The sequence below is a fragment of the Pueribacillus theae genome (assembly GCF_003097615.1).
Taxonomy (GTDB): domain Bacteria; phylum Bacillota; class Bacilli; order Bacillales; family UBA6769; genus Pueribacillus; species Pueribacillus theae.
Map to the genome: position 1 here is coordinate 12073 of NZ_QCZG01000015.1, position 23900 is coordinate 35972.

Consider the following 23900-nt stretch of genomic DNA (forward strand, 5'->3'; position numbering starts at 1 on the left):
TAAACGGTTTTCTGCTCTTCTTCGCTTACTAAAGATTATTGCAACAAATTTCCCAATAACTTCTTACAACATTTTGAAAGCTAAAACTAATTGTAAAGGGTATAGGAGAAGTGGAACTATTTAAAAAATAGATAGCAAGAAAATCCCGAATTATGTTGTTTATTACAGGGTACGATTTGTTGAACGTTAGCAACCACAAAACCTTATTGCTGGGTTTATCTTGTTAGTCAAATTCCGTTTAAGAGAATAAAAAAGGCTTAAGCCTAAGGATTACAAGGAAAAACCATCAAGCGCATCGTCGATAATATCGTCTGATATACTGATATAACGCAACGTAACAGATGGAGAAGAATGGCCAAAAATCCCTTGCAACATAGCAACAACTGTTTGAGACAGTCCTTATCAACAGGGAAAAATACCTTAATAGCTGTTTTTGTAGCAAAAAGCGCCGCGTTTTTGTGTAAAGATATTTAAATATTGAAAGTACAAAAACTTAGAAGTAATTTTTGACTTCTAAGTTTTTGTAGGTTAAAAAATTATTGCCAAATATATAATGTATAACAATATAATCAGACCAAAAATTAGGCTGCCTATATAAAGAGAAAATTTCATCCTTCCCGGCTCTTTTTTTAATATAGCAATCAAACTTGCAATCAAACTTATACCCCAGAAAACCCAGCCCCAATTGTGGTAATTCATATACACTAAAGTAGGTCTTGTAGCAAAACCTATAATAATAATGGCAATAATAAATAGGACTAGACCGATTATAAACGTTATTAATGATAAACAGCTAAAAATTTTATTTTTAAACATTTTATCCCCGTCCCTTCACCTATAATCAAGACTTATTTGGAAATTTACTTTTAGTACAAATAGGTGGTGTAGATAATACATTACAAGAAGAATACAGAAGTGTTGAGATATTATCGGAAATTACTAACGATATATTAAATGAAATTGAGTGAGAGCAATTAGTTTTAGAATAAGAGTTTAACTCAAAAAAGGATCTAGACTGTTAGATTCTTTTTTGTTTTTCTAAGTCTTATTACCTCTTCAAATCAATTGGTTAATGTTATATAAATTTTTATGTTAAGTTAAAGTAGAAAATAAATTGTACTGTTCTATAAGCATTATTTATTGATTGATACTCATATTTCCATTGCCTTAAATCATTTGGCATATGAGAAATAGCATTAAAGAAAAGTTTCTTTGTTTTTCTATCGGAGGATAAATTGACACCCTCATTTTTTTATAAAGAACAGCCCCTCGTATAATCCCATCAATTTTTTCATAATCGTACGACCGATCTAGCAGCAAATTTGCAACTTTGGACTTCATCTTATCAAGCGAACCTTATTTTCTTTTGGCTCGGTATTGTTCTTTCCATTCTTTAGATGTTTTATCATAGAACCGAATTTTTTTCCTGGTAAGATTGGGTTCAACTGCTGCATATGGACATGAATATTATCCGTATTATAATGGATGGAAGCTGTCCAAACCGCTGTCTCTTCCATGCGTTCCGCTTTTAATAATTGACTCATGGATTCTAACGACACATTTCATTTTTTCTTCATTCAACTTCTTTGTCTTTGGATCGTACAAACCTTGTTCCTCTAGCCAATGCATTGTCAAACGAAATCACATCTTGCCACCGCTTCAAGCCTTTCTCGTGCTTCCTTTACCGCTGTATCTCCAAGACCAACGGTAGAAACAGTCGGCAAACCGTGGATTTCATTGCACTCTAATTCGACAAGCTGTCCATCAACACCTTGAATTGCAAAACTATAAACGATAGATGCCAATGATGCCACCTCATTTTCTAGTTAAATTGGCTACAATGGAAAAGGAAAAGTTGTGGAAAGAAAAGGGGAATGAAGCAGGGTCTCTTCTGATAACAGAATAATGATAAAAACTAAATGTGTAAATTAATTTGCAGACTCTCTAAAATATTTGTAAAATAAAAGTAATATATGTTTGGAAGGAATGAAACCAATGGAGGGATACCATTACTATTATCCACTGCGTGTCCGCTATTCAGAAATTGACGGGCAAAAAATCGTTTTTAATGCGCATTACATGACTTATATTGATTGCGCAGTTTCTGAATATTACCGGGAAGGGTTACAATTCAATATGTCAGAACTAGCCGAGAAAGGCGATTTTGATTTTGTTTTGGCAAAATCAACACTTGAATTTAAGCAATCTGCTTTTTTACATGATCTGCTAAACATTTGGTGCCGGACCAAAAAGATCGGCCGGACAAGCATAACAAAAGAATTTGTGATTACGAGGGAAGGAGAAAACGAGGCAATTTTGAATGCAGAAGTCGTGTATGTAAGCATTAATCCAAAAACATTGAAGCCACAGCCTGTTCCCGATTTTGTCCGGGAACGAATTGCAGAATTAGAGAAAAGGGATTTTTCAAAGTAAGAAAAGAATTTGGCAAAAACACATTATTTTCCAAAAATTGTAAAGAAAATGTTATCTTTTGGACATTCGTTCGACACTTTCATTTGATACACTAAGTGAAATTCGTTTAAGTGCGTGTTCAAAGGGGCTGAATCAGACGCAAGCAGATCGAGGCAAGGATTGCGATTAAAGAGATGCGCCGCGGATTTTCAGTGCTTTTTTGAACAAGCTCTTTAAGGGAGGCCATTCCCATGGAGAAACCAAGCCGGAAAAGGCTTACGATTGAAAAATGCCTTTCTCATTTGGATATGTTAAACGCTGATGCAAAAACAAAGCAAATTGTTTACATGTACATGGCTGAACTTTATCAAAAAGCCTATGATGAAGGATTTAGACAAGGCCAATATGATAACAGGAAAAAGATGAATTAATATACGGGAGAAAAACGACAGAGCATGTGGATTCTGTCGTTTTTTTGTATTTCGGAAAATATCCCTTCCTATTGCGTGAACGTGATGATTGGAGGTTTTTCAAGGAATGGGAGAAGGTTTTTTGTATCATTGGTCAACTCCTTCCCCGCCTGAGAACCGAGCGCCTCTTGCAATACGTCTAAATTTTCAAACTCCAACTCAACAATCAAATAAAGGTTTAGATCAGAGTTTCGGGTGTTAACGACTCGATGAATGGAACTTCCAATGATATTTGGAAGCTTTTCGGCGATTGGAATATGTACGCTAAAGTAGTGATTTTCAAATCCTTCCTTATCTTTAGGTTCCTCATACATGACGATCATTTTTGCCATCTTGAACATCCTTCCTTTCTTAACATCGTTTTGGATTTAATTTTACATGAATTCTTTAAAAAAGTATATGAAATTGTTCAAATATTGAAACATTATTATTAAATGGGCTTTCTTTTTTACACGAATGCTTTGTCCCCATCACAAATAAATATATGAAAAATAGAGCATTCTATAGTAAACAGTTAAGATTAGCCAGTTTCCAGATGTGAGTTCCATTCCCTTTTTCTCAAGTCGTTTATTAACGTTTTATTACAACTTAGCAGGTTTGTAACAATTCAAACAAAAGCCTTATAATTATAAAGTATGGAAAAAAACAGAGGTGAAAAGATGTCCGAGCCAATTATAAGGGTTGAAAATGCAACAAAGATTTTTGGAAAAAACCCGAAACTAGGATTGAAACTGCTGAATAGCGGTAAAACAAAGCAAGACATTTTAAAAGAAACTGGGATGACAGTAGGTGTGAATAAAGCGTCCTTTGAAGTATATCCAGGCGAAATATTCGTGATTATGGGGCTTTCGGGAAGTGGAAAATCAACACTTGTCCGATTGCTTAACCGTTTAATCGATCCGACTGACGGTAAAGTTTTCATCAATGGCAGTGACATCGTTAAAATGAAAAACGATGAACTCCGCGACGTTCGCCGCAAAAAAATGAGCATGGTCTTCCAGCGCTTTGCACTTTTTCCCCACCGTTCCGTCGTTGAAAACACAGCGTACGGCCTCGAGGTTCAAGGAGTTAATAAAGAAGAACGCTTAAAGAAAGCGACCGAATCCCTCGAACTTGTTGGTTTAAAAGGATATGAAAATAGTTTTCCATCTGAATTAAGTGGAGGAATGCAGCAGCGTGTCGGGCTTGCGAGGGCACTTGCCAACGATCCTGATATTCTTTTGATGGACGAAGCATTCTCTGCTCTTGATCCGCTCATTCGTAAAGATATGCAAGATGAACTTGTCGTTCTCCAAGAAAAAATGGAGAAGACAATTATTTTTATTACGCATGACTTGGATGAAGCGCTGAGGCTTGGTGATCGAATTGCATTAATGAAAGACGGTTCAATCGTCCAAATCGGCACGCCAGAAGAAATTATGATGAACCCTGCCAATGACTATGTTGAGCGGTTCGTTGAAGATGTTGATATTTCAAAAGTGCTAACAGCCCAGCATGTAATGATCCGGCCGGAAACATTGCATTACGACCGCGGACCGCGTGTCGCGCTTCAAGTTATGCGCGCCCAAGGCCGATCAAGCGTTTACCTCATCGATCGAAAAGGGAAACTTGTCGGGGCGGTAACCGCACAGCTCGCTTCCGACGCTGTAAAAAAAGGGCAATCATTAAAAGACGTCATGCTTGGAGACTTGCCAACCGTTACACCAGATACGCTACTTAGCGACATGTACGACAAAATGTCCAGCCATCCATTGCCTTTAGCGGTTGTCGATGAAGAGAACCGATTAAAAGGCATTGTCGTCAACGGAAGCGTAATTGGGGCACTAGCTGGAAATGAAGACGTCTTGAATGGAATCGGGGTGAACGAATAATGGATGCCATACCAAAAATCCCCTTAGCAGAGTGGACAGAAACATTCGTAGATTTTTTAAAAGACAACGTACAAGGCCTTTTCGATTTTCTTTCAACCGTCATTGGCGGGATTGTAAACTTTCTTGTCATGATTCTATCAAGCGTTCCAGCCATCGTTCTCGTTTTAATTATTGCAGCAATCGCTTGGTTTACAAGCCGGCGTTGGGGGATCGCACTGTTTAGCGCCATTGGCCTTTTGTTTATTTATAATCTCGGATATTGGGATGGAACAATCCAAACGCTGGCACTCGTATTGACATCTGTGATTATTTCCATGATTATCGGAATCCCGGTCGGGATTTGGATGTCACAAAACGACAGGCTGAGAAACATCCTTACGCCCGTCCTGGACTTTATGCAGACAATGCCAGCGTTCGTTTACTTGATTCCAGCTATTTTATTTTTCGGAATTGGAATGGTGCCGGGAATTATTGCTTCCGTTATCTTTGCGACACCGCCAACGATTCGTCTGACGAACCTTGGCATCCGCCAAGTACCGGAAGATTTAGTTGAAGCAGCAAATGCGTTCGGAGCTACGCCAAGCCAAAAGCTTTTAAGGGTACAGCTGCCGCTCGCAACCTCGACGATTATGGCGGGCGTGAACCAAAGCATTATGCTTTCATTGTCAATGGTTGTCATTGCTTCGCTTGTCGGTGCACCAGGGCTCGGAGCGGATGTGTACCGCGCTGTCTCACAAATTAAAGTTGGGGTTGGTTTTGAAGCTGGTCTAGCCATCGTGATTCTAGCGATTATTTTAGATCGGATCTCTCAAAATATAGGGAATGCAAAAAAATAAAGGAGAGGATTTTTCTTGTTTAAGATGAAGAAATCTTTATTCGCATTTATGATGCTTGTCGCATTATCACTTGTTCTTGCGGCCTGCGGTGGTGGCGGTGGTGATGCTGCTTCTGGCTCAATTGGCGAAGCAACTGATTACAAAATCGTTGGGATCGAACCTGGTGCAGGCGTCATGAAAGCTGCGCAAAATGCCATTGATGAGTATGGATTAGACAATTGGACACTTGTTGAGTCTTCATCAGCTGCAATGGGTGCTGAACTTACAAAGGCTTATGAAAACAAAGAACCAATTATTGTAACTGGCTGGACACCACACTGGAAATTCGCAAAATTCGATCTGAAATACCTTGAGGATCCGAAGGGCGTATTCGGTGAAGAAGAAACCATCCATACGTTAGTCCGCAAAGGCTTGCAAGATGATCAACCAAGCGCGTATACGGTTCTCGATCAGTTCGAATGGACGAGTGATGATATGGCTGAAGTGATGGTAGCTGTTGAAGAAGGGGCAAATCCTGAAGAAGCTGCTGCAAAATGGATTGAAGAGAACAGCGACAAAGTCGAACCTTGGAAAGAAGGGGCCGGCAAAGTGGATGGAGAAAAAATATCACTCGCTTATGTTGCATGGGATTCTGAAATTGCAAGCACAAATGTTGTAGCAAAAGTGCTTGAAAGCATCGGCTATGAGGTAGAGACTGTACAGCTTGACGCTGCACCGATGTTTGCTGCCGTAGCCCAAGGTGATGTCGATGGTATGGTTGCGGCTTGGCTTCCATTTACACATGCTGACAACTATGAAGAATACGGCGATCAAGTTGAAGATCTTGGTGAAAACCTTAAAGGTGCAAAGATCGGCCTTGTTGTTCCAACCTACGTTGACATTGATTCTATTGAAGATTTAAAGTCTAAGTAACAGCTTAAAACTCTGCCGTTTCAAAATGCGGCAGAGTTTTTTTGCAGATAAAAATTGCAGCAAGAGGTTCGAAGCCGGATTCGTCTGCATTTGTGAAGAGAAAATTTCTTTCAATTAGCGAAACACGATTTCTCCGGTTTCATCGAGTACAGCCAACACATTTTTTCGCTCCTTTTCAAAACAATACATGCGTTTACCGATTTGGATAACTGTATCTTCCATGGCATGGGCGATCGTAATGGTTTTATCTTTTGGCACGATCAGCTCTGTCTTTACCCCGAATCCTGAGCCGACTTCATTGGCGATAATCCCATTTCTCGCTTCAACTGTCCCTCCCCGGATAAACCCTGTTGCGGTAAAGCTTCCTTCCGCTTTGAATTTCGTATTGTACGCACCGCGGCCTGTTAAATAAATATCTCCATTGCAATACACGTCACTTTGTTGTGCGGAAGAAATGGTTGCCGAGGCAAAAGGCTGAAACAACTCTTCATAAAATGCCGCCAGCGCATCTAATTTTTCTTCAATTGTCAAAAATATCGTTTCGTCTATTTCTGCATTCTCGTTGCTTGCTACAAACACTTTTTTAAGTAAAATTTCTATCGCTTGCTCATCCGGGTGGCCTTTTTCCGTTCTTTTCTGTAGAAGGGAGAGATAATTGTTTATCTGGTTTTGAAGCGTAGGAAACTTTTGTTTTAACAAGATATTTATAATGAGTGAAAGGTTTAATTTGTTCATTTGCCCTTTTTTCCGCTGTGCTACGAGTAACCCTAGCAGCGCTTTATGAAAAGCATGAACAACATGTCGCAGTTCTTTCGTTTCTTCTTTTAAATTTTGTTCGATTTCGTCTGTTTGCCCTACTAAAATCTTGCCGCGAATGATATTTTTGTTGATTGTTAATGCCGTTCCTGCAGCAATATGTCCGCCGTGGACGCTGCCTGTAATGAGAATTTTTTCTTCTGCTTTGACGCTCATTGTTTCTTCAACGTTTCCTTGAATTTCTATATCTCCGACGAATGATAAGTTTCCACTTTTTATATCAACATCGCCGCGATGGACAAGTTTTTGGATGATGTCAATTTTAAAGACCGGCGGCCGTATCGTGACACTGATTGTTCCGGTTTCAGCTGCGATAATTTTGTTTTCCTTCAAGATGATGCCCTTGCCTTTTACAATTGCTTGTTTTACTTGTTTTGGGTTTAGTGCTTTATTTTCTACCGTTCGGCCTTGCTTTCCTTCAATCGGCTCGCGAACCATTCCAATGGCCTGTCCCTTTTCAACTGTAGGAATACGATTTGTTTCTCGAAAATCCACCGTTCCGTCTTCTCGTTTCTTTGGTTTTAAACTAAATCCTTCAAAATCGATGAAAAATTCAACAAAGCCGTTCTTTCCGTTCTCAGGCGGCAGCCCGTTTGCCACAGTGATTTCTCCGTACTCCTTTAATGTGCATGCTTTGTCAATTGCTTCTTCAGCGATGCCGTAGAGAATTCCTTTTTTATGTAGTTTCGCAATGATGTCATCTCGAGAAAACGAATCAATAGGCTCTTTCATTGTCTTGGCTTTGAGAGAAAGTGTTGGAGCAGGCCCTTCATCCATCGGAACTGTTTTTTCGATATAGCCAGGTGTGACGCATAGTAAAGCTGACAGCTTATCGGCAGATACTCTAATGTCTATCGAAGCCGCTTCTTTTGCAATCTCTTTCCCTTGAATTGAAACGAGATCCCCTTCATTCACTTCAATTTCTTCTTTTATTTCTTTGCCGTTCACTTGCAAAATAAGCTCATCGGACGGAATGATTGCCGGCTTATTCGTTTCTGTTGCATGGAATGATACCCTTCCGTCTTTCAGTTGAATCATGCCCGCTTGTATTTTCTCTTCTGTCGGTTCTTCCGGCGATTCCTTTACACTTTTCTTAGTTACCTTCACAACAGCCGGTTTAACGAGTAAGCCGAATAAACGATCTTCCTCTTCTTCCAGCACTTCAACAGTTACACTCTCAGCCGTTGCCCCTAGTTCTTTCAACGCCTTATCGATGGCTTCTTGAATATTTCTCCCCTTTGCTTCGATGCTATTCAATTGAGTTGCCTCTCCTTTATATAGCTTTTTTCTTCTTATATTTATCTTCGGCTAAGTTTGGCGTTTTTCAATAAGAAAAACGGATTCGCGTTTAAATTGGCGAGTTGCCAATTTCTTTATTTTTCAAAAAAAAGAAACCTGTGAAAAGGCTTCTTTGAAAGTTATTCGTTGATGTTCAATTCTCCGTCTTCATTGAGATCGAAAGGATGCTCGCCATTTTCTTTAAGCCGGCCGTCATTATAGCTGTCTTCGTCAACGAGGTCGAGCTCGTCCATTTCGTCATCCATTTTCATCTCATCTGCTTCATTGACATTCTCTTCTTCCATTTCTGTACGGTTTGTTTCTGGATTATCTATCGTATCATTGCATCCGGCGAGGAAGGATAAACTTAGCATCGCACTTGCAATCATTAGCAAAATTTTTTTCATGTTGTCGCCTCCCTAGATAGCGTTTAGTCTATCCAAAGAGACGATTTTTATGTAGGCTTTTTTAAACGATGCCGTTGATAACCCCGCGCGTACGATTTCCTTACAAGAAGCGAATTTTCCTCTCGGAAAAAAGGTTCTCTTCAAGCAAAATCGTCCCCGCTAAAGTTAAGTATCATCATTGGTTCCTTAACAAAGTCTTATATAAAAAGAAGCTATGCTTTGTCGCCGATTGCGAACATGATTTCAGCTTCACATACGAGTTCGCCGTCAACTGTCGCAATGCCTTTGCCTTTTACCATCACGCCTTTTGCACGGATGATTTCAACGTCGAGCTTAAGTTGATCGCCTGGCTTTACTTGCTTCTTAAACCGGCATTTGTCAATTCCTGCAAAGAAGCCTAACTTTCCTTTATTTTCAGGCTTCACAAGCATGGCAACACCGCCTACTTGGGCCAAAGCTTCCACAATTAATACGCCAGGCATGACAGGATATTCAGGAAAATGTCCGCTGAAAAATTGTTCGTTCGCGGTTACATTTTTGATGCCGACAGCACGCTTTCCTTCTTCAAGCTCAAGTATCCGATCAACAAGCAAAAATGGATAGCGGTGTGGCAAAATGGATTTTATTTCATTACTATCAAGCATCATGAACACCTCATTCTTTTACAACGATATCAGCAATATGCTGCCAAGTGCTTTTTTTGAAAACGTCAAAGGCATTTCCGTCACCTAATACGCCATATCCAATCATCGCTCCAATGGTTAGTGAAAGAATCAGCAAGACTAAAATGATTAACAAACGAAGCCAAATTGGAATAAGCCTTACCCGCGGTTTTTTCACTTTATCTTTTTGTTCCCTTGTCTCGGGTTTGTCAATATTTGGTTTTATTTCCGTTTGTTTCGTTGTTGTCATTATGAGTACCTCATCTTTTTACCATAAAATATAAATTTTTTTCGTTTTTTCTTACGGTTAGCGGAGCTTGTTGACGAGTCCCATCATGTCGTCGGAGATGGCCAATGAACGGGTATTTAATTGAAAATGCCGTTGTGTTTCAAGCAATTTGGCCATTTCTTCAGCAACATCAACGTTAGACGTTTCGAGAACACCTTGCGAAAAGACTTCAAGATTATTTACCGTTTCCAGTACATCTCCGAGAGCAATTCCGGATTCTGGCAAAGGAGCTGAGAAGCGGTTTTCACCGGCAGATTGCAATAATTGAGGGCGATGGACATTCGCAAGTTCAATTTGGCCGGCATCGATCGTTCCACCGTTTTGGAGGGTGACTGTCACCCGCCCATTTTTTGAGATGCTGACATCTTTATAGTTAGCGGGAATTTGAATCGGCCCATTGGCGCCGAGCAATAATGCCCCATCCGCAGTACCTACGTTAAGAAACTGTCCGTCCGCTGAAGGTTGGAAATAAAAGGAACCATCCCTCGTATATTCAATTTCTCCGTTATGTAAAACTTGAAAGAAATACGCCGGCTCTGTTAATGCAATGTCAAGCATCCGCCCCGTATCTTGCAGGGATCCTTGTTCGGTACGCAATGTTGTGCTTGCGGCAGATGCTCCGTGGCCAGCACGGATTCCTAGTGGTGTCAGCCTTCCTGTTTGATCTTGTAAATGATCGATTTGCTGAACGAGCAATTCAGAAAAAGAAACGTCTCTTCGTTTAAATCCATTCGTATTCATATTCGCTAAATTATTCGCAATCGAATCGAGTTTATGCTGAAGCTGTCCGAGTGTAACCGATGCGGCAATCGTTGAGCGATTCACTTGTTAACCACCTTTCAACAACAAATCTGATGGAGAAATTCGAGCTTAAGCTATTCGCCTAGGAATATCACGTCCTATGCCAATGTGAACCTCCGGACTTTTCTCATGGACGGTTCAAAAAGGAGGTTCAACTAAAGGCAGGCCATTCCTGTGGGCTCCGCACGTTTTGAACTTCCTCTTACAATTTTCCAATTTCATTTACAGCCTTATCAAGACTCTGATCGTATGTTTGCAAAACGCGCTGGTTCGCTTCAAATGTGCGGTATGCTTGCATCATTTCGATCATCGTCTGTTCAACATTCACATTTGACCTTTCAAGAAATCCTTGTTGCAGCTGATAAGAAACGTTCGGGTTTCCGATGGCGCTCTCGAGTTCATTTCCCTCCAAACGAAAAAGGCCGTAGCCTTCTTTTACGAGTTCGTTTGCATTTTCGGAAAAGACAACATTTAAGCGGGCAATCTCATTCCCATCCTCAATGATTGTTCCATCTGGACGAATCGTAAAGTTTTCCGTTCTTAAAACAATCGGATTCCCATTCGTATCAAGGACCTGCATCCCTTGGTTTGTAACAAGCGTTCCAGTGCTGTCTATTGTAAAATTTCCATTTCGAGTGTAGCGAACACCTTCGTTTGATTGCACGGAGAAAAATAGTGCCCCATTCTCAGGAAGGTTGCCGTCTATCAGAGCGATATCGGTTTGGTTTTTCGTTTCCATTACATTTCCTTGAAAAAAATTCGGAACCATCTCTTGGAGATAAACACCTGTTGAAAGTTCATTGCTTGAAGATTCATTTCGTTGTTCCAAGTTCGCGATGAGCATACGTGGAAATGTTCGAATGGATGCTTGGTCAGCTTTGAACCCAGGTGTACCCGCGTTTGACATGTTGTTTGAAAGCATCTCTTGGCGGCGCTGTTGCGCGATCATGCCAGAGGCAGCTGTATACATCCCCCGCAGCATATCTTCCCCTCCTAAATGAGTTTCCTTTTTGCTATTTTGTCAATATGCTCAAGCATTAAGCCTGTTCCTTTCGCTACACAGCTCATCGGTTCATCTGCAACGAGGACAGGAACTTTAAGCTCCTCAGCAAAAAGCTGATCGATGCCGTGAAGGAGCGCACCGCCCCCCGTCAAAATAACGCCGCGGTCAATAATGTCTGCTGAAAGCTCAGGCGGTGTTTTTTCCAGCACGCTTTTTGCTGCATGAATAAGATGTGACACAGGCTCTTCCAGTGCTTCCTGTACTTCTTTGGAATTCACTGTAATTGTACGTGGCAGCCCGGATACCATGTCGCGGCCTCTTATTTCAATTTCTTCGTCTCGAGCACCCGGAAATACTGTCGCAACATTCAATTTTATCTCTTCGGCTGTCCTATCTCCGATAAGCAGCTTATATTTCTTCTTTATGTAAGACAGTATTTCTTGATCAAACTTGTCCCCCGCCATTTTAACAGAAGTGGCGGTGACAATGTTGCCCATTGATAAGACGGCAATCTCTGTCGTTCCACCGCCAATGTCGATAACCATATTCCCGCTTGGCTGAAAAATGTCCATGCCTGCGCCGATTGCGGCCACTTTAGGCTCTTCTTCAAGAAAAATTTGCTTTCCCCCACTTTTTTCCGCAACTTCTCTTATTGCCTTTTTCTCTACCGCGGTAATATTTGTTGGTACACAAATGACTATCCGCGGCTTCGATAAAAATCCCTTTACGTTAATTTTGTTTAAAAAATGTGTTAACATCATTTCTGTTACATCGAAATCCGCAATAACTCCATCCTTTAACGGACGGATGGCAACAATATTTCCAGGTGTTCGGCCGATCATCCTGTACGCCTCTTCTCCAACCTCAAGCGCTTTCCCGGTAGTTGTGTCAATTGCTACGATTGATGGCTCATCTAGTACAATCCCCCTTCCTTTGACATAAATAACGACGTTAGCCGTTCCCAAATCGATTCCGATATCCCGTGACAGCATTCATGATTTCCTCCTTGCAAAATTCAATGTATCGTAAGTCCTAAATCCGTATATATAAATTTACCCATTATATGATTATAGCATAAATAAAATCGCAAGGAATAAAAACCATTAAATTTGTTTAAACAATGTTATTTTTTATTTGTTAACCGCTTCCTTTTTTGTGCTTTGCTTATATTTCTTTCTCGTTGCCTCACCTCCGCGTAAATGCCTGATTGATTTGTGGTAATCGAGTATTTGTTTTACTTGATTTGCAAGTTCTGGATTAATATTTGGCAGCCTCTCTGTTAAGTCTTTGTGTACAGTGCTTTTGGATACTCCAAATTCTTTGGCGATGACTCTTACAGTTTTTCTTGTCTCCACGATATATTTGCCAATCTTGATGGTACGCTCTTTGATGTAATCGTGCACACCACTCGCCTCCCTAACTTGGATGTGAGAGATGCGAAATGAGACTTCTCGTGATGCTGTTCGAAGGTAGAATGTAAAAGTCATCAAATTGTAAATCCTACTTCGCAGCGAACCACTTTCTCACCTCTGCCCCTCATAATTTGGTTTGTAACATTTTATTAATGAAGGATCGGTTATATACCAATTAGTCAAGGGGGACAAGAGGTTTTTATTTTTTTCTCTATTCAAACAACGATGCTGCTTGATGCCCCTCGGGTGCGATTTACCTTCCGAGAAGCGGGTTTTCCTTCTTATTTTTCAAAAAAAAAAAAAACAGCTTTGGCATTTTTCCAAAGCTGTTACGCGTTCGTCATTGAAGATGTCGCGTCTTTTTGTTTTGCGTTATTTTCAGTTTTTTCTTGTTTTTGATTATTGTTTTCGTTGTTGTTTTCTTCGTTATTGTTTTCCGCATTATTGTTTTCTTCGTTTGCCTGTTCTTCCAAATCAGCTTCAGATTCGCTTGTTACTTCAGCGTCTTCGCTGCTTGAAATGGCTGATACTGTCTTTCCATAAGAATCAAGCGGGTTTACTGGTTTGCCATTATCACGTATTTCAAAGTGGACATGTACGCCGGCATCTTTGTTAAATTGGTTTCTGCCTGCTTCACCGATGACATCGCCTTGTTCCACTTTGTCTCCGACTTTAACGGATGAGTTAGCAAGGCTTTGATAGATGGTTGTTATGCCATCGCTATGCTTTAATTCAACAACGTGGCCTAATAATGCATCTTTTTCAGCTTTTGCAACGGTTCCACTCATAGCAGCCGTTACGTCGAATGTTTCTCCGCTTTTCAGTGTGTAATCCATTCCCTTGTTTTGGTAGTATTTGTTATTATAAAAAACGAGGGCAGATTCCTGTTCTTCAGCAGATGCCTTTTCATCATAAAATGGCACTTTGACTTCAATATCTTTCGCCAATACAGGCTCAACGAATACTTCCTGCTGTTTTGCAGTAGGCACGGCTTCTTCATCATAGTTATGCGCTGTCCCTGTTCCTTCCTCTTCGGTTGCGGATTCATTGCCATTTTGCATCCACAGGACAGTAGCTATGATAATAGCGGCAACACTTAAATAGACAGCCGGGAAGAACCAACGTTTGCGAAATAGCCTTTTCATTTTTGAAGGCATTTCTTTTTCATGATCTTTCATTTTTATCACCTCAGGAACCATTTTGATCAGATTCCTGGAATAATATACCTATTTATGCAAAAAATATTAATTTTTAACAATTAATTTGCTTTCAAATGGTTCGATGTTGGAAATTTCGATGCCTTTGTAGTAATGTGCAACGATTTCTTCTGCTTTTCTCCCTTCCTTTGCCATGCCATTCGCTCCGTATTGGCTCATGCCAACACCGTGCCCATAGCCTTTTGTGTAAATTGAAACGGTATTCCCCTTCCGTTCAATGGAAAAGTCTGTCGAATTCAGTTCAAGCTTTTCCCTTACTTCACGGCCTGTAAATGTTTTATCTCCAATTTTAATTTCTGCAATCCGTTTCCCTTCTGTCCGTTTCATAATGGTACCGGTGTTTTTTTCTTTTGAAAGTGAGATGCCAAGCTTTTCTTCAAATGCTTTGACAGGCATTGTTTCGCTTGACTGAAATTTAGGCGATACTTTATCCCACGGACTTGCCACGCTTTTTAAATAAGGAAGTTCATTTTCCCAATAATCTTCTGCATTTTCTGTGAATCCGTTGCTCGTTGAAAAGAACGATGCTGTTATTGGCTGATTGTCATACGTTAGAATTTTTCCTTTCGTTTCTTGAACCGCTTTTTGAATGCGTTCATATTTCCATTGGAAATCTTTTCCCCAAAGTTCTTTTAGTTCGTCATGACTGAGGTAAACTTGGTGAAGAGGAGTATCTGTTACAACTGCCCCTTCCGGTAAATTCATTTCTGCAGGATGAAGCAGCTGTTTTACAATGTACGTTCTTGCTGCCAATGCTTGGGCTTTAAGTGCCTCCAGTTCAAAGTTTGCCGGCATTTCTGAAGAGAGAACCCCAGCTACGTAGCTTTCAAGCGGGACATTTTCTACTTCTTTTTTTAATGTGCGATACACAGGAATATCAATTTTTTCTTCTTCTTGTTCAGGTTCCGCCACTTTTGTTTGGATGTCGCTTTTCTGTTTTTCGCTTGAGGAAAAAGGAAGAACGATTAAAGTAGGTATAAGAATGACAATTGTTGTTAATAAAGATAAATAGAGTAAAATTCGTTTCATATATGCGCTCCCCTATAATAGTTTTTTCCTTATATTTTATGGGGAGAGACAGGCTGTTAGAACAAAATGAAAAACTTGAAATTTGAAAGCATGATTAATACAAGCACTTAATACAATTTAAAAAAACGACAGCAAATGTGTCGTTTTTTAAGCAAAATTTGGATTTACTTTTAAAATGGCTGGTTTGCTTTGAGGGATGGCTTCTTTCTCTTTCACTGGAACTGGTTCTTCGATTACCCGTTCAATATTTGCACCCAATGATGCAAGTTTTTCGGTCAGATTCACATAGCCGCGATCGATGTGATGCAGTTCAACAACTCTTGTACAGCCTTCAGCGACGAGGCCTGCAATAATGAGGGCGGCACCGGCTCTTAAATCTGTTGCAGCAACTTCTGCACCTTGTAAGTTGCAGCAGCCTTTTACAATAGCTGAACGCCCTTCAATTTTAATATTGCCATTCATTCGGCGAAATTCTTCAACATGCATGAAGCGATTTTCAAACACCGTTTCAGTGACGACGCTTGTGCCTTTTGCTTTCAATAAAAGAGCCATCATTTGAGACTGCATATCTGTTGGAAAACCTGGGTGGGGCATTGTTTTAATATCGACCGGCTTTAATTCTTCAGGGCCGATGACACGAATCCCATTTTCTTTTTCAATAATTGTCACGCCCATTTCTTCCATTTTGGCGATCAACGGACGTAAATGTTCGGAAACGGCCCCTTCAATAAATACGTCTCCACCTGTAATCGCGGCAGCGGCCATAAACGTCCCCGCTTCAATCCGATCACAGATGACAGTGTGCGTCGCACCGATAAGCTCCTTGACCCCTTCTATCCGGATTGTTCCTGTTCCTGCACCTCTCACTTTTGCACCCATTGCATTTAAATAATTCGCAAGACAGACAATTTCGGGCTCTTTTGCGACATTTTCAATGATTGTCGTGCCTTCTGCAAGTGTTGCTGCCATCATAATGTTTTCCGTTGCACCGACGCTAGGGAAGTCGAGGTAGATTTTGGCTGCTTTTAGTTTTCCGTCAACAAAGGCTTCGATGAAGCCATTGCCGATCTGTACCTTAGCGCCCATCGCTTCAAAACCCTTTAAATGCTGATCGATTGGTCGCGACCCAATTGCACAACCCCCTGGCAATGCAATTCGGGCGTGACCGCGTCTTGCAAGGAGAGGTCCCATGATAAGAAAAGATGCGCGCATCTTTCTTACCGATTCAAACGGAGCTTCCGTCTTTAAGGCGTCTGTTGCGTCTACAATGATTTGGTTATTTTCGAATGTAATTCCGCAATTTAAGTTTTCCAGCACTTCTTTGATTGTATATACATCTGCAAGGGTAGGCACATCATTAATAATGCTGATGCCTTCTTTTGCTAATATTGATGCAGCTATTACTGGCAAAACGGCATTTTTTGCCCCTTCCACTTTGACGGAGCCTTCCAGCCGTCTACCACCACGGACAATGATTTTTTCCAACATATTCCCCTCCGCGTCGAGTTAATTTCTTTATTAATATTCATTTAATAAAATAGGTGTTCCAATCAATACTTCTACAGGAGTATTTTTGCCTTTGTTTCTAAGTGCAATTTGAAGATTCATTTTCTTTTCTTTCGTTTCCAATGATGTTTGCCACAATTCAGTATATGCGGATAGGGAAACGAACGTTTCTTCATGAATTCCTTCGACAAAATCCGCGTCAAATTTATGTATGATTTGTTCCGCCCGCTTACTCAAAGCAATAACCATTGTATCATTGATTTTTCCTGAGATACAAGAGAAAAAAGAGGGGTTTGATGAAAATAGTTCGCTAGTACGAGTCGAAAAAAGGCTGAATGCGTCGTTTTTAACCTTTTCGCTCCAACGTTTACCAGTCATACTATAGGAAAGTACTGAATAATAGTGTTCATCTAAACGATGTGTCGAAATTGTTAACGTTTCGGTGATGTTCCCGTCCTTTGATTTTTTGGTCCCTTTCACAATGATCGTTTCACCTTTGTATTCCGGTTTTCCCCAAGTAAAATCAAGTGTTTTATTATGTAATTTGTCTACCCTTGATTTATACCCCTTCCAATCTGACTCAAAACCAGAATTTTCCTTGGCAGTCATGGTCCATCCGGTCATTTCGATTTTGAGCTCATCCATCGCTTTAGCCATATCATCCAAAGGATTCATATGCTTTGCATCCGTTTTGTATGTATGATGAACCATGGCAATAATGAACAAAACGAGTGATATCAATCCAATTTTTTTCACTGTAAAACACTTCCTCTCCTTATTCATCAGTTTGGACAAGAAGAGGATGAACATACATGGAATTTTCAGTCATCTTTCGACAGAAACTTTTCGTTCGTATGTTCTAAAAGTTGACAAAAAGAGCAAGAAACCGCAAAAACGAAGTTGACGAAGAAATTCGGCAGCTTAAAATGTTATTAAAGGTTCACGTCCTGTGCACCTCAGACTTTTTAGGACAATTTTTTAAAATAAATAGCGTAGCCTTGTCGCCCATTCCAAATAATTGATGAAGAAATTTCCAACAAGAGACCCGATCGCAATCGTGAGTAAAATGAGTAGTGTTTTTGCTTGAGGACTGTTTGGATTTTTTAAAAAAATATCTAGCCTAAATGTTTGCAGCGCCCACCACGTAACGATAATAAAAACAAGCTGAATAATAATATTAACGATGGCTTGAACTCCAAAACCTTCCATTTGTCTACTCCCTCCTGAAGCCATTTTAAGACAGACTTAGACAGAAAAAACACCAAGTGAAGGTTCACTTAGTGCTTAACCTGTTACTCCGCAACTTCCAATCGGGTTATCGCGCGCCTAAGGGCTAATTGTGCACGGGCAAAATCAATTTCATCTTGTTTTGCTTCGTTGAGTCTTTTCTCGGCACGTTCTTTAGCTGCTCTCGCGCGGTTTACGTCGATTTTGTCAGGCAGCTCAGCCGCTTGTGCCAAAATGGTTACTTGTTCCGGCCTTACTTCGATGAAGCCGCCGTGCACAGCCACAAGTTGTGTCGAGCCGTCTTTTTTAAGGCGAACGGGATTAACCGTCAATGGGGTGACGAGCGGGATATGATTCGGCATAATGCCAAGTTCCCCGCTTTTTCCCCTTACACTGACAATTTCTGCCTCACCGTCATAAACTGGACCGTCCGGGGTAACTACACTCACTTTAACTGTTTTCATGTGATCCCCCCTCCATGTTAGATATAAGAAAATGGATCCATATAAATTTGCTCATTCGCCAATTTAAACCAATCTGGCTTCTTTATACGTTCGCTTCCATTTCTTTCGCTTTTTCAACAACTTCTTCAATTCGTCCAACGAGGCGGAATGCGTCCTCAGGAAGGTCATCATATTTTCCTTCTAGAATTTCTTTGAATCCTCGGACGGTTTCCTGAACAGGGACGTATGAACCAGGTTGGCCTGTGAATTGCTCGGCAACGTGGAAGTTTTGTGATAAGAAGAATTGGATGCGGCGCGCACGCGCTACAGTGAGCTTATCTTCATCAGACAATTCATCCATACCTAGAATGGCAATGATATCTTGTAATTCACGGTATTTTTGAAGTGTTTGTTGTACTTGGCGTGCAACATTGTAATGTTCTTCTCCAACAATTTCAGGAGCAAGCGCACGTGACGTTGAAGCAAGCGGATCAACCGCTGGATAAATCCCTTGCTCTGAAAGTTTACGCTCAAGGTTCGTTGTTGCATCCAAGTGAGCAAATGTTGTCGCTGGAGCCGGGTCTGTGTAGTCGTCCGCAGGAACGTAAACGGCTTGAATGGAGGTTACAGAACCAGTGTTCGTTGATGTAATCCGTTCTTGCAATTGGCCCATCTCCGTAGCCAATGTTGGCTGGTAGCCAACCGCTGATGGCATACGGCCGAGCAAGGCAGAAACTTCCGAACCCGCCTGTGTAAAACGGAAAATATTGTCGATGAAAAGAAGCACGTCCTGCCCTTGTTCATCACGGAAATATTCAGCCATTGTCAAACCGGTAAGCGCTACACGAAGGCGGGCGCCAGGCGGTTCGTTCATTTGTCCGAATACCATAGCTGTTTTATTGATAACACCTGAATCTTTCATTTCAAAGTAAAGGTCGTTCCCTTCACGCGTACGCTCTCCAACACCGGCAAAAACGGAAATGCCTCCGTGCTCTTGTGCGATGTTGTTAATCAATTCTTGGATTAACACCGTTTTACCTACTCCAGCTCCGCCGAAGAGGCCAATTTTTCCACCTTTAATGTATGGAGCAAGCAAGTCAACAACTTTAATGCCTGTTTCCAAAATTTCCGTTTTCGTTGAAAGGGATTCATACTTAGGCGCTTCACGGTGAATCGGTTCTTTACGCACATCAGCAGGAATGTCCTCATCCAAATCGATTTTTTCACCTAAAACGTTAAACACGCGGCCTAGTGTCACATCGCCAACCGGTACTGAAATAGGACCGCCTGTATTCACAACTTCCATGCCACGCCTTACTCCATCTGTTGATGACATCGCAACCGTACGCACAGTGTCATCTCCAAGGTGCAAAGCAACTTCAAGTGTTAGGTCAATGTCTGCTTCAGATTCAGACTGCGCTTTGTAATTAATCTTAAGCGCATTGTTTAATTCAGGGAGAGCATCGCTGTCGAACTTAACGTCAACGACGGGACCCATTACTTGAACAACTCGTCCATTGCTCATCGTTTTCCCTCCTACTTTTTTCTGTTACTTTCCAATGATAATTTTTATATAAAGCGTGTTACTCGAGTGCGGCAGCACCGCCGACGATTTCCGTAATCTCCTGTGTAATGGCTGCTTGGCGAGCCCTGTTGAATGCGAGCGTGTAAGAATCAATAAGTTCATCCGCATTGTCTGTTGCACTTTTCATCGCTGTCATGCGCGCGCCATGCTCACTTGCTTTTGCATCAAGCAAAGCGCCATAAATCAAGCTTTCTGCATATTGCGGAAGCAATACGTTTAACACTTCTTCTTCAGACGGCTCGTATTCATAAGAGCTTGCTGCACTTCCGTGCTCCAAGTCTGTAATTGGCAGCAATTTTTTTTCGGTTAATTGCTGGGAAATTGCACTTACGTAATGGTTATAGTACATATATAACTCGTCAAACACACCATCAGAAAACATGTTTACCGTTTTTGAAGCAATGGCTTTAATCTCAGCGAATTCAGGCTGGTCATTCAACCCGACAATCGAATCAACAACCGGCATGTTGCGTTTTTGAAAGAATTGCAGCCCAACCTTGCCAATTGCGATAATTGCATAGTCATCTTTTGATTTGTGGCGTGATTGAATCGTTTGGTAAACATTTCGAAGAACATTGCTGTTATATGCACCCGCGAGACCGCGATCAGCCGTGATCACAAGGTAGCCTGTTTTTTTCACTTCACGGCTTTCAAGCATTGGATGTGACGCGCTTTGGCTTCCAAGTGCGATACTTGCTACAACGTCCTGTATTTTTTCCATATAAACGACAAATGTTTTTGCATTCAATTCAGCCCTATTTAGCTTTGCCGCTGATGTCATTTCCATCGCTTTTGTAATCTGCCGTGTTTTTTTCGTGGAGTTAATTTTCGTTTTGATGTCGCGTAATGATGCCATTTGCTTATTCACCACCTTTGTAAACAAGGTTGATTAGGAAGTTTAAAAATTTAGAGGTTCTTCTCTAAATAACATGCGAGGAAAGAGGCGGGAACGCCCCGTTGTTACTCGCTTATTACAAATGTTTTCTTGAATTCCTTGATTGCTGCATTAAATTCTTCTTCATCAGGAAGATTTCCTGTTTCACGAATGCCATCTAACAGCTCTTTTTTATTATGTTCGAGCCATGTATAGTAATTTTCTTCAAATCGGCTAATGTCAGCCACTGGAATATCATCAAGGAAACCTTTTGTAAGGGCGTAAAGAATCGCCACTTGCTTTTCAACAGCTAAAGGTTTGTGCAAGCCTTGCTTTAGAACTTCTACCGTTCTGGCACCGCGGTTCAATTTTGCTTGTGTTGCTTTGTCAAGGTCAGAACCAAACTGTGAGAATGCCTCTAGCTCACGGTATGAAGCGAGATCCAGACGCAGTGTACCAGATACTTTTTTCATCGCTTTAACTTGGGCTGCGCCACCGACACGAGATACAGAAAGTCCGGCATCTACCGCTGGGCGCACGCCAGAGAAGAATAAGTCTGATTGCAAGAAGATTTGCCCGTCAGTAATGGAAATAACGTTCGTAGGAATGTAGGCAGATACGTCACCTGCTTGCGTTTCAATAAATGGCAGAGCGGTTAATGAACCGCCGCCAAGTGCGTCACTAAGTTTTGCAGAACGCTCGAGTAAGCGTGAATGCAAGTAGAAAACGTCACCTGGGTATGCTTCACGGCCTGGAGGACGGCGAAGCAATAAAGAAAGCTCGCGGTAAGCAGATGCCTGCTTCGTTAAGTCATCATATACGACAAGTACATGTTTGCCGTTGTACATAAACTCTTCACCCATCGTTACCCCTGCATAAGGCGCTAGGAATAATAATGGCGCAGGTTGGGATGCAGATGCAGAAACAACAATCGTATAGTCAAGCGCACCGTGCTGTCTAAGTGTTTCAACTACACCACGAACGGTTGATTCCTTTTGGCCAATGGCAACGTAAATACAAATCATGTCTTCATTTTTTTGGTTGATGATCGTGTCAATGGCAATTGATGTTTTACCTGTTTGCCTGTCACCGATAATAAGCTCACGCTGCCCGCGGCCGATCGGAATGAGTGCGTCAATCGCTTTTTGTCCAGTTTGGAGCGGTTCGTGAACCGACTTACGATCCATAACACCGGGAGCAGGGCTTTCAATCGGGCGTGTTTTCGTTGTTTCAACCGGGCCTTGTCCGTCAATCGGCTGTCCAAGCGGGTTTACAACACGGCCAAGCAATTGCTCTCCGACTGGCACTTCCATAATTCTTCCTGTCCGTCTTACTTCATCGCCTTCACGAATGTCTGTATAAGGTCCAAGGATGATAATCCCAACGTTGTTTTCCTCTAGGTTTTGGGCCATACCCATTACACCATTTGAAAATTCAACGAGCTCGCCAGCCATTACATTGTCAAGGCCATGTACACGTGCGATACCGTCACCGACTACAATCACTGTACCGACTTCGTTCACTTTTATTTCAGATTGGTAATTTTCAATTTGCTTTTTGATAAGCGAACTGATTTCTGCAGCATTGATGCTCATGAATATTCACCCCTATCATCATGTGTGGTAATAACCAATTTCGGGTAGTATAGATTGCTCAAAAAGTCCGGAGATTATCCGAACATCCTGTTCTATAACTCTTCTGTCCTTTTTTTGAATGCTTATGCATTCGCAGCAGCAAGCTCCCGTTTCATGCGTTCCAGCTTGCCGCTTACACTTCCATCAAAGATTTGATTCCCGACTCGAATTCTTAATCCGCCAATCAGGTCCGGATTTATAACATTACGCATACGCAATTCCTGTTTTCCGACTTTTTCTGCAAAGATTTTAGAAATTTCTTTCTGCTCTTTTTCAGTTAATGGTCTGACAGAATAGACAACCGCATCCGCAACCCGTTCCTTTTCCATAGCAAGCTGAATATACTGTTCAGCCATTTCAGCAATGCTGTCCCCGCGCTTACGATCAAGCATCAAAAAAAGTGTGTTTATTACATTTTCGGATACAGCGTTTTTCAAATTGCCCGAAAGGATTGCTTTTTTCTGTTGAATCGTAATTTTAGGATGCGAGAAAAAACTTTGAAGCCCATTATCTTGAAAAAGCTGTTTAACTAGCTCCATCTCTTTTTCAATTTGTGAGACCGTCCCATCTTGCTCGGCAAGCTCGAACAATGCGATAGCATAACGCTTTGCAACTACTTCATTCGACATGCTCATCGTTCTTCTCCTACTTCTTTCAGGTAATCATTGATAAGCGCTTCTTGTGCTTTTTCATCGAGTTCTTTTTCAATGACTTTCGATGCAATCATGACAGATAAGGAAGCTACCTGTTCTTTCAGTGAAGTAATCGCCGCTTCTTTTTCACGCTCAATTTCAGCGACGGCTTCTTTTTTAATGCGCTCTGCTTCTTCTTTTGCTGCAGCGATAATTTCTTTTCCTTGATTCTCGCCAAGCTGTTTCGCATTTTCAATCATAGATTGCGCTTCTTCGCGCGTTTTCTTTAATTCTCTTTGTTGTTGTGCCAAGAATTCTTGTGCTTCCGCGCGGTTCTTTTCCGCTGTTTCAATTTCTGAAGCAATATGTTCTTCGCGTTGTTTCATGATGCCCATCAAAGGGCCCCACGCAAACTTGCGTAATAACGCCAATAAAACTAGAAATATAATTAATTGAGCAATAATCGTGCCACCGTTAACGGCTGCACCTATTGTCAAAAATTCCACTTCCTTCACTCCCTTCGAAGTCTACATAAGAAAAGCTGAAGCGGCTCGCCCTGCTCCGAAGAGAAAATGCTCTTCCGA

At 41.3% G+C, this 23900-nt stretch carries 28 protein-coding genes and 1 pseudogene; 6 read left to right on the forward strand and 23 right to left on the reverse strand.

Annotated features, from left to right (window positions below):
• Nucleotides 1-842: 842 nt before the first annotated feature.
• Nucleotides 843-968 (forward strand): annotated as a pseudogene (locus tag DCC39_RS08695) (stage II sporulation protein P); the annotation flags it as partial.
• 369 nt (nucleotides 969-1337) lie between these two features.
• Here the strand turns inward: DCC39_RS08695 and mobL are convergent.
• From mobL to DCC39_RS19090, 3 genes are read right to left on the reverse strand one after another with little or no spacing between them, the layout of a single operon-like run.
• Nucleotides 1338-1544 carry a relaxase MobL gene (mobL, locus tag DCC39_RS19810; protein WP_165820812.1) on the reverse strand — a complete coding sequence of 69 codons (207 nt, stop codon included), beginning with the start codon at nucleotides 1542-1544 and terminating at the stop codon, nucleotides 1338-1340.
• Nucleotides 1477-1635 (reverse strand): hypothetical protein, encoded by a 159-nt coding sequence (locus DCC39_RS19085; protein ID WP_165820810.1) that lies wholly within the window; start codon nucleotides 1633-1635, stop codon nucleotides 1477-1479. The genes mobL and DCC39_RS19085 overlap by 68 nt, the downstream gene beginning before the upstream one ends.
• Complete coding sequence (locus DCC39_RS19090; protein WP_165820811.1) at nucleotides 1632-1805, reverse strand: hypothetical protein; 174 nt, start codon at nucleotides 1803-1805, stop codon at nucleotides 1632-1634. Before DCC39_RS19090 ends, DCC39_RS19085 begins: the two co-directional genes overlap by 4 nt.
• Before the next feature lie 190 nt (nucleotides 1806-1995).
• Here DCC39_RS19090 and DCC39_RS08705 point away from each other — a divergent pair, with 190 nt between their 5' ends.
• Nucleotides 1996-2433 carry an acyl-CoA thioesterase gene (locus DCC39_RS08705; RefSeq protein WP_116554502.1) on the forward strand — a complete coding sequence of 146 codons (438 nt, stop codon included), beginning with the start codon at nucleotides 1996-1998 and terminating at the stop codon, nucleotides 2431-2433.
• A gap of 230 nt (nucleotides 2434-2663) precedes the next feature.
• On the forward strand, nucleotides 2664-2843 hold the full coding sequence (locus DCC39_RS08710; RefSeq protein WP_116554503.1) for a hypothetical protein: 180 nt from the start codon (nucleotides 2664-2666) through the stop codon (nucleotides 2841-2843).
• A gap of 68 nt (nucleotides 2844-2911) precedes the next feature.
• On the opposite strand, the gene DCC39_RS08715 is transcribed toward DCC39_RS08710, so the two are convergent.
• A complete protein-coding gene (locus tag DCC39_RS08715) occupies nucleotides 2912-3214 on the reverse strand; it encodes an EthD family reductase (protein WP_116554504.1) in 303 nt (100 codons plus the stop codon).
• Between the two features lie 327 nt (nucleotides 3215-3541).
• Between DCC39_RS08715 and DCC39_RS08720 the strand changes: the two genes are divergently transcribed.
• From DCC39_RS08720 to DCC39_RS08730, 3 genes are read left to right on the forward strand one after another with little or no spacing between them, the layout of a single operon-like run.
• Nucleotides 3542-4753 (forward strand): quaternary amine ABC transporter ATP-binding protein, encoded by a 1212-nt coding sequence (locus tag DCC39_RS08720; RefSeq protein WP_116554505.1) that lies wholly within the window; start codon nucleotides 3542-3544, stop codon nucleotides 4751-4753.
• Nucleotides 4753-5589 carry a choline ABC transporter permease subunit gene (gene choW, locus DCC39_RS08725; protein ID WP_116554506.1) on the forward strand — a complete coding sequence of 279 codons (837 nt, stop codon included), beginning with the start codon at nucleotides 4753-4755 and terminating at the stop codon, nucleotides 5587-5589. The genes DCC39_RS08720 and choW overlap by 1 nt, the downstream gene beginning before the upstream one ends.
• A 24-nt stretch (nucleotides 5590-5613) precedes the next feature.
• The gene (locus DCC39_RS08730; RefSeq protein ID WP_116554564.1) at nucleotides 5614-6501 is read left to right on the forward strand and encodes a glycine betaine ABC transporter substrate-binding protein; all 888 of its coding nucleotides are present in this window, start codon (nucleotides 5614-5616) and stop codon (nucleotides 6499-6501) included.
• A 114-nt stretch (nucleotides 6502-6615) separates the two neighbouring features.
• Here the strand turns inward: DCC39_RS08730 and DCC39_RS08735 are convergent, their stop codons facing one another.
• From DCC39_RS08735 to atpF, 19 genes are all read right to left on the reverse strand, one after another.
• Nucleotides 6616-8574, reverse strand: coding sequence for a DUF342 domain-containing protein (locus DCC39_RS08735; RefSeq protein WP_116554507.1), 1959 nt, complete (start codon nucleotides 8572-8574; stop codon nucleotides 6616-6618).
• Between the two features lie 161 nt (nucleotides 8575-8735).
• The gene (locus tag DCC39_RS08740) at nucleotides 8736-9002 is read right to left on the reverse strand and encodes a hypothetical protein (RefSeq protein WP_116554508.1); all 267 of its coding nucleotides are present in this window, start codon (nucleotides 9000-9002) and stop codon (nucleotides 8736-8738) included.
• A gap of 212 nt (nucleotides 9003-9214) precedes the next feature.
• A complete protein-coding gene (gene fabZ, locus DCC39_RS08745; protein WP_116554509.1) occupies nucleotides 9215-9646 on the reverse strand; it encodes a 3-hydroxyacyl-ACP dehydratase FabZ in 432 nt (143 codons plus the stop codon).
• A gap of 10 nt (nucleotides 9647-9656) precedes the next feature.
• Nucleotides 9657-9914, reverse strand: a complete 258-nt coding sequence (locus DCC39_RS08750; protein ID WP_116554510.1) for a DNA-directed RNA polymerase subunit beta — start codon at nucleotides 9912-9914, stop codon at nucleotides 9657-9659.
• A gap of 57 nt (nucleotides 9915-9971) precedes the next feature.
• Nucleotides 9972-10778 (reverse strand): flagellar hook-basal body protein, encoded by an 807-nt coding sequence (locus DCC39_RS08755; protein WP_116554511.1) that lies wholly within the window; start codon nucleotides 10776-10778, stop codon nucleotides 9972-9974.
• A 178-nt stretch (nucleotides 10779-10956) separates the two neighbouring features.
• Nucleotides 10957-11736 carry a flagellar hook-basal body protein gene (locus tag DCC39_RS08760; protein ID WP_116554512.1) on the reverse strand — a complete coding sequence of 260 codons (780 nt, stop codon included), beginning with the start codon at nucleotides 11734-11736 and terminating at the stop codon, nucleotides 10957-10959.
• Nucleotides 11737-11747: 11 nt separating this feature from the next.
• Nucleotides 11748-12749, reverse strand: coding sequence for a rod shape-determining protein (gene mreB, locus DCC39_RS08765; RefSeq protein ID WP_116554513.1), 1002 nt, complete (start codon nucleotides 12747-12749; stop codon nucleotides 11748-11750).
• Nucleotides 12750-12887: 138 nt separating this feature from the next.
• Entirely contained in the window at nucleotides 12888-13160 is a 273-nt protein-coding gene (gene spoIIID / locus DCC39_RS08770; protein ID WP_116554514.1) for a sporulation transcriptional regulator SpoIIID, read from the reverse strand.
• A 338-nt stretch (nucleotides 13161-13498) separates the two neighbouring features.
• Nucleotides 13499-14347 carry a M23 family metallopeptidase gene (locus tag DCC39_RS08775; RefSeq protein WP_165820813.1) on the reverse strand — a complete coding sequence of 283 codons (849 nt, stop codon included), beginning with the start codon at nucleotides 14345-14347 and terminating at the stop codon, nucleotides 13499-13501.
• 66 nt (nucleotides 14348-14413) lie between these two features.
• On the reverse strand, nucleotides 14414-15415 hold the full coding sequence (gene spoIID / locus DCC39_RS08780; protein ID WP_116554516.1) for a stage II sporulation protein D: 1002 nt from the start codon (nucleotides 15413-15415) through the stop codon (nucleotides 14414-14416).
• Between the two features lie 147 nt (nucleotides 15416-15562).
• Complete coding sequence (murA, locus tag DCC39_RS08785; protein WP_116554565.1) at nucleotides 15563-16900, reverse strand: UDP-N-acetylglucosamine 1-carboxyvinyltransferase; 1338 nt, start codon at nucleotides 16898-16900, stop codon at nucleotides 15563-15565.
• Nucleotides 16901-16933: 33 nt separating this feature from the next.
• Nucleotides 16934-17677 (reverse strand): YwmB family TATA-box binding protein, encoded by a 744-nt coding sequence (locus tag DCC39_RS08790; protein ID WP_165820814.1) that lies wholly within the window; start codon nucleotides 17675-17677, stop codon nucleotides 16934-16936.
• A 222-nt stretch (nucleotides 17678-17899) separates the two neighbouring features.
• Complete coding sequence (locus tag DCC39_RS08795; RefSeq protein WP_116554518.1) at nucleotides 17900-18130, reverse strand: DUF1146 family protein; 231 nt, start codon at nucleotides 18128-18130, stop codon at nucleotides 17900-17902.
• Nucleotides 18131-18213: 83 nt separating this feature from the next.
• Nucleotides 18214-18612, reverse strand: a complete 399-nt coding sequence (locus tag DCC39_RS08800) for a F0F1 ATP synthase subunit epsilon (protein WP_116554519.1) — start codon at nucleotides 18610-18612, stop codon at nucleotides 18214-18216.
• A gap of 82 nt (nucleotides 18613-18694) precedes the next feature.
• Nucleotides 18695-20116, reverse strand: a complete 1422-nt coding sequence (gene atpD, locus DCC39_RS08805) for a F0F1 ATP synthase subunit beta (RefSeq protein WP_116554520.1) — start codon at nucleotides 20114-20116, stop codon at nucleotides 18695-18697.
• 58 nt (nucleotides 20117-20174) lie between these two features.
• Nucleotides 20175-21032 (reverse strand): F0F1 ATP synthase subunit gamma, encoded by an 858-nt coding sequence (locus DCC39_RS08810; protein WP_116554521.1) that lies wholly within the window; start codon nucleotides 21030-21032, stop codon nucleotides 20175-20177.
• A gap of 104 nt (nucleotides 21033-21136) precedes the next feature.
• Nucleotides 21137-22645, reverse strand: a complete 1509-nt coding sequence (atpA, locus tag DCC39_RS08815; RefSeq protein ID WP_116554522.1) for a F0F1 ATP synthase subunit alpha — start codon at nucleotides 22643-22645, stop codon at nucleotides 21137-21139.
• A gap of 122 nt (nucleotides 22646-22767) precedes the next feature.
• Nucleotides 22768-23319, reverse strand: coding sequence for a F0F1 ATP synthase subunit delta (locus tag DCC39_RS08820; protein ID WP_116554523.1), 552 nt, complete (start codon nucleotides 23317-23319; stop codon nucleotides 22768-22770).
• Nucleotides 23316-23822, reverse strand: a complete 507-nt coding sequence (atpF, locus tag DCC39_RS08825) for a F0F1 ATP synthase subunit B (RefSeq protein WP_407071848.1) — start codon at nucleotides 23820-23822, stop codon at nucleotides 23316-23318. Before atpF ends, DCC39_RS08820 begins: the two co-directional genes overlap by 4 nt.
• Nucleotides 23823-23900 lie beyond the last annotated feature (78 nt).

Excerpts from the sequence above, each read along its gene's own strand:
- mobL (WP_165820812.1), bottom strand. The coding sequence starts at position 1,544 with ATGAGTCAATTATTAAAAGCGGAACGCATGGAAGAGACAGCGGTTTGG.
- DCC39_RS08705 (WP_116554502.1), top strand. The coding sequence starts at position 1,996 with ATGGAGGGATACCATTACTATTATCCACTGCGTGTCCGCTATTCAGAA.
- DCC39_RS08710 (WP_116554503.1), top strand. The coding sequence starts at position 2,664 with ATGGAGAAACCAAGCCGGAAAAGGCTTACGATTGAAAAATGCCTTTCT.
- DCC39_RS08715 (WP_116554504.1), bottom strand. The coding sequence starts at position 3,214 with ATGGCAAAAATGATCGTCATGTATGAGGAACCTAAAGATAAGGAAGGA.
- DCC39_RS08720 (WP_116554505.1), top strand. The coding sequence starts at position 3,542 with ATGTCCGAGCCAATTATAAGGGTTGAAAATGCAACAAAGATTTTTGGA.
- choW (WP_116554506.1), top strand. The coding sequence starts at position 4,753 with ATGGATGCCATACCAAAAATCCCCTTAGCAGAGTGGACAGAAACATTC.
- DCC39_RS08730 (WP_116554564.1), top strand. The coding sequence starts at position 5,614 with ATGAAGAAATCTTTATTCGCATTTATGATGCTTGTCGCATTATCACTT.
- DCC39_RS08740 (WP_116554508.1), bottom strand. The coding sequence starts at position 9,002 with ATGAAAAAAATTTTGCTAATGATTGCAAGTGCGATGCTAAGTTTATCC.
- fabZ (WP_116554509.1), bottom strand. The coding sequence starts at position 9,646 with ATGCTTGATAGTAATGAAATAAAATCCATTTTGCCACACCGCTATCCA.
- DCC39_RS08750 (WP_116554510.1), bottom strand. The coding sequence starts at position 9,914 with ATGACAACAACGAAACAAACGGAAATAAAACCAAATATTGACAAACCC.
- DCC39_RS08760 (WP_116554512.1), bottom strand. The coding sequence starts at position 11,736 with ATGCTGCGGGGGATGTATACAGCTGCCTCTGGCATGATCGCGCAACAG.
- mreB (WP_116554513.1), bottom strand. The coding sequence starts at position 12,749 with ATGCTGTCACGGGATATCGGAATCGATTTGGGAACGGCTAACGTCGTT.
- DCC39_RS08775 (WP_165820813.1), bottom strand. The coding sequence starts at position 14,347 with ATGAAAGATCATGAAAAAGAAATGCCTTCAAAAATGAAAAGGCTATTT.
- spoIID (WP_116554516.1), bottom strand. The coding sequence starts at position 15,415 with ATGAAACGAATTTTACTCTATTTATCTTTATTAACAACAATTGTCATT.
- DCC39_RS08795 (WP_116554518.1), bottom strand. The coding sequence starts at position 18,130 with ATGGAAGGTTTTGGAGTTCAAGCCATCGTTAATATTATTATTCAGCTT.
- DCC39_RS08800 (WP_116554519.1), bottom strand. The coding sequence starts at position 18,612 with ATGAAAACAGTTAAAGTGAGTGTAGTTACCCCGGACGGTCCAGTTTAT.
- atpD (WP_116554520.1), bottom strand. The coding sequence starts at position 20,116 with ATGAGCAATGGACGAGTTGTTCAAGTAATGGGTCCCGTCGTTGACGTT.
- DCC39_RS08810 (WP_116554521.1), bottom strand. The coding sequence starts at position 21,032 with ATGGCATCATTACGCGACATCAAAACGAAAATTAACTCCACGAAAAAA.
- atpA (WP_116554522.1), bottom strand. The coding sequence starts at position 22,645 with ATGAGCATCAATGCTGCAGAAATCAGTTCGCTTATCAAAAAGCAAATT.
- DCC39_RS08820 (WP_116554523.1), bottom strand. The coding sequence starts at position 23,319 with ATGAGCATGTCGAATGAAGTAGTTGCAAAGCGTTATGCTATCGCATTG.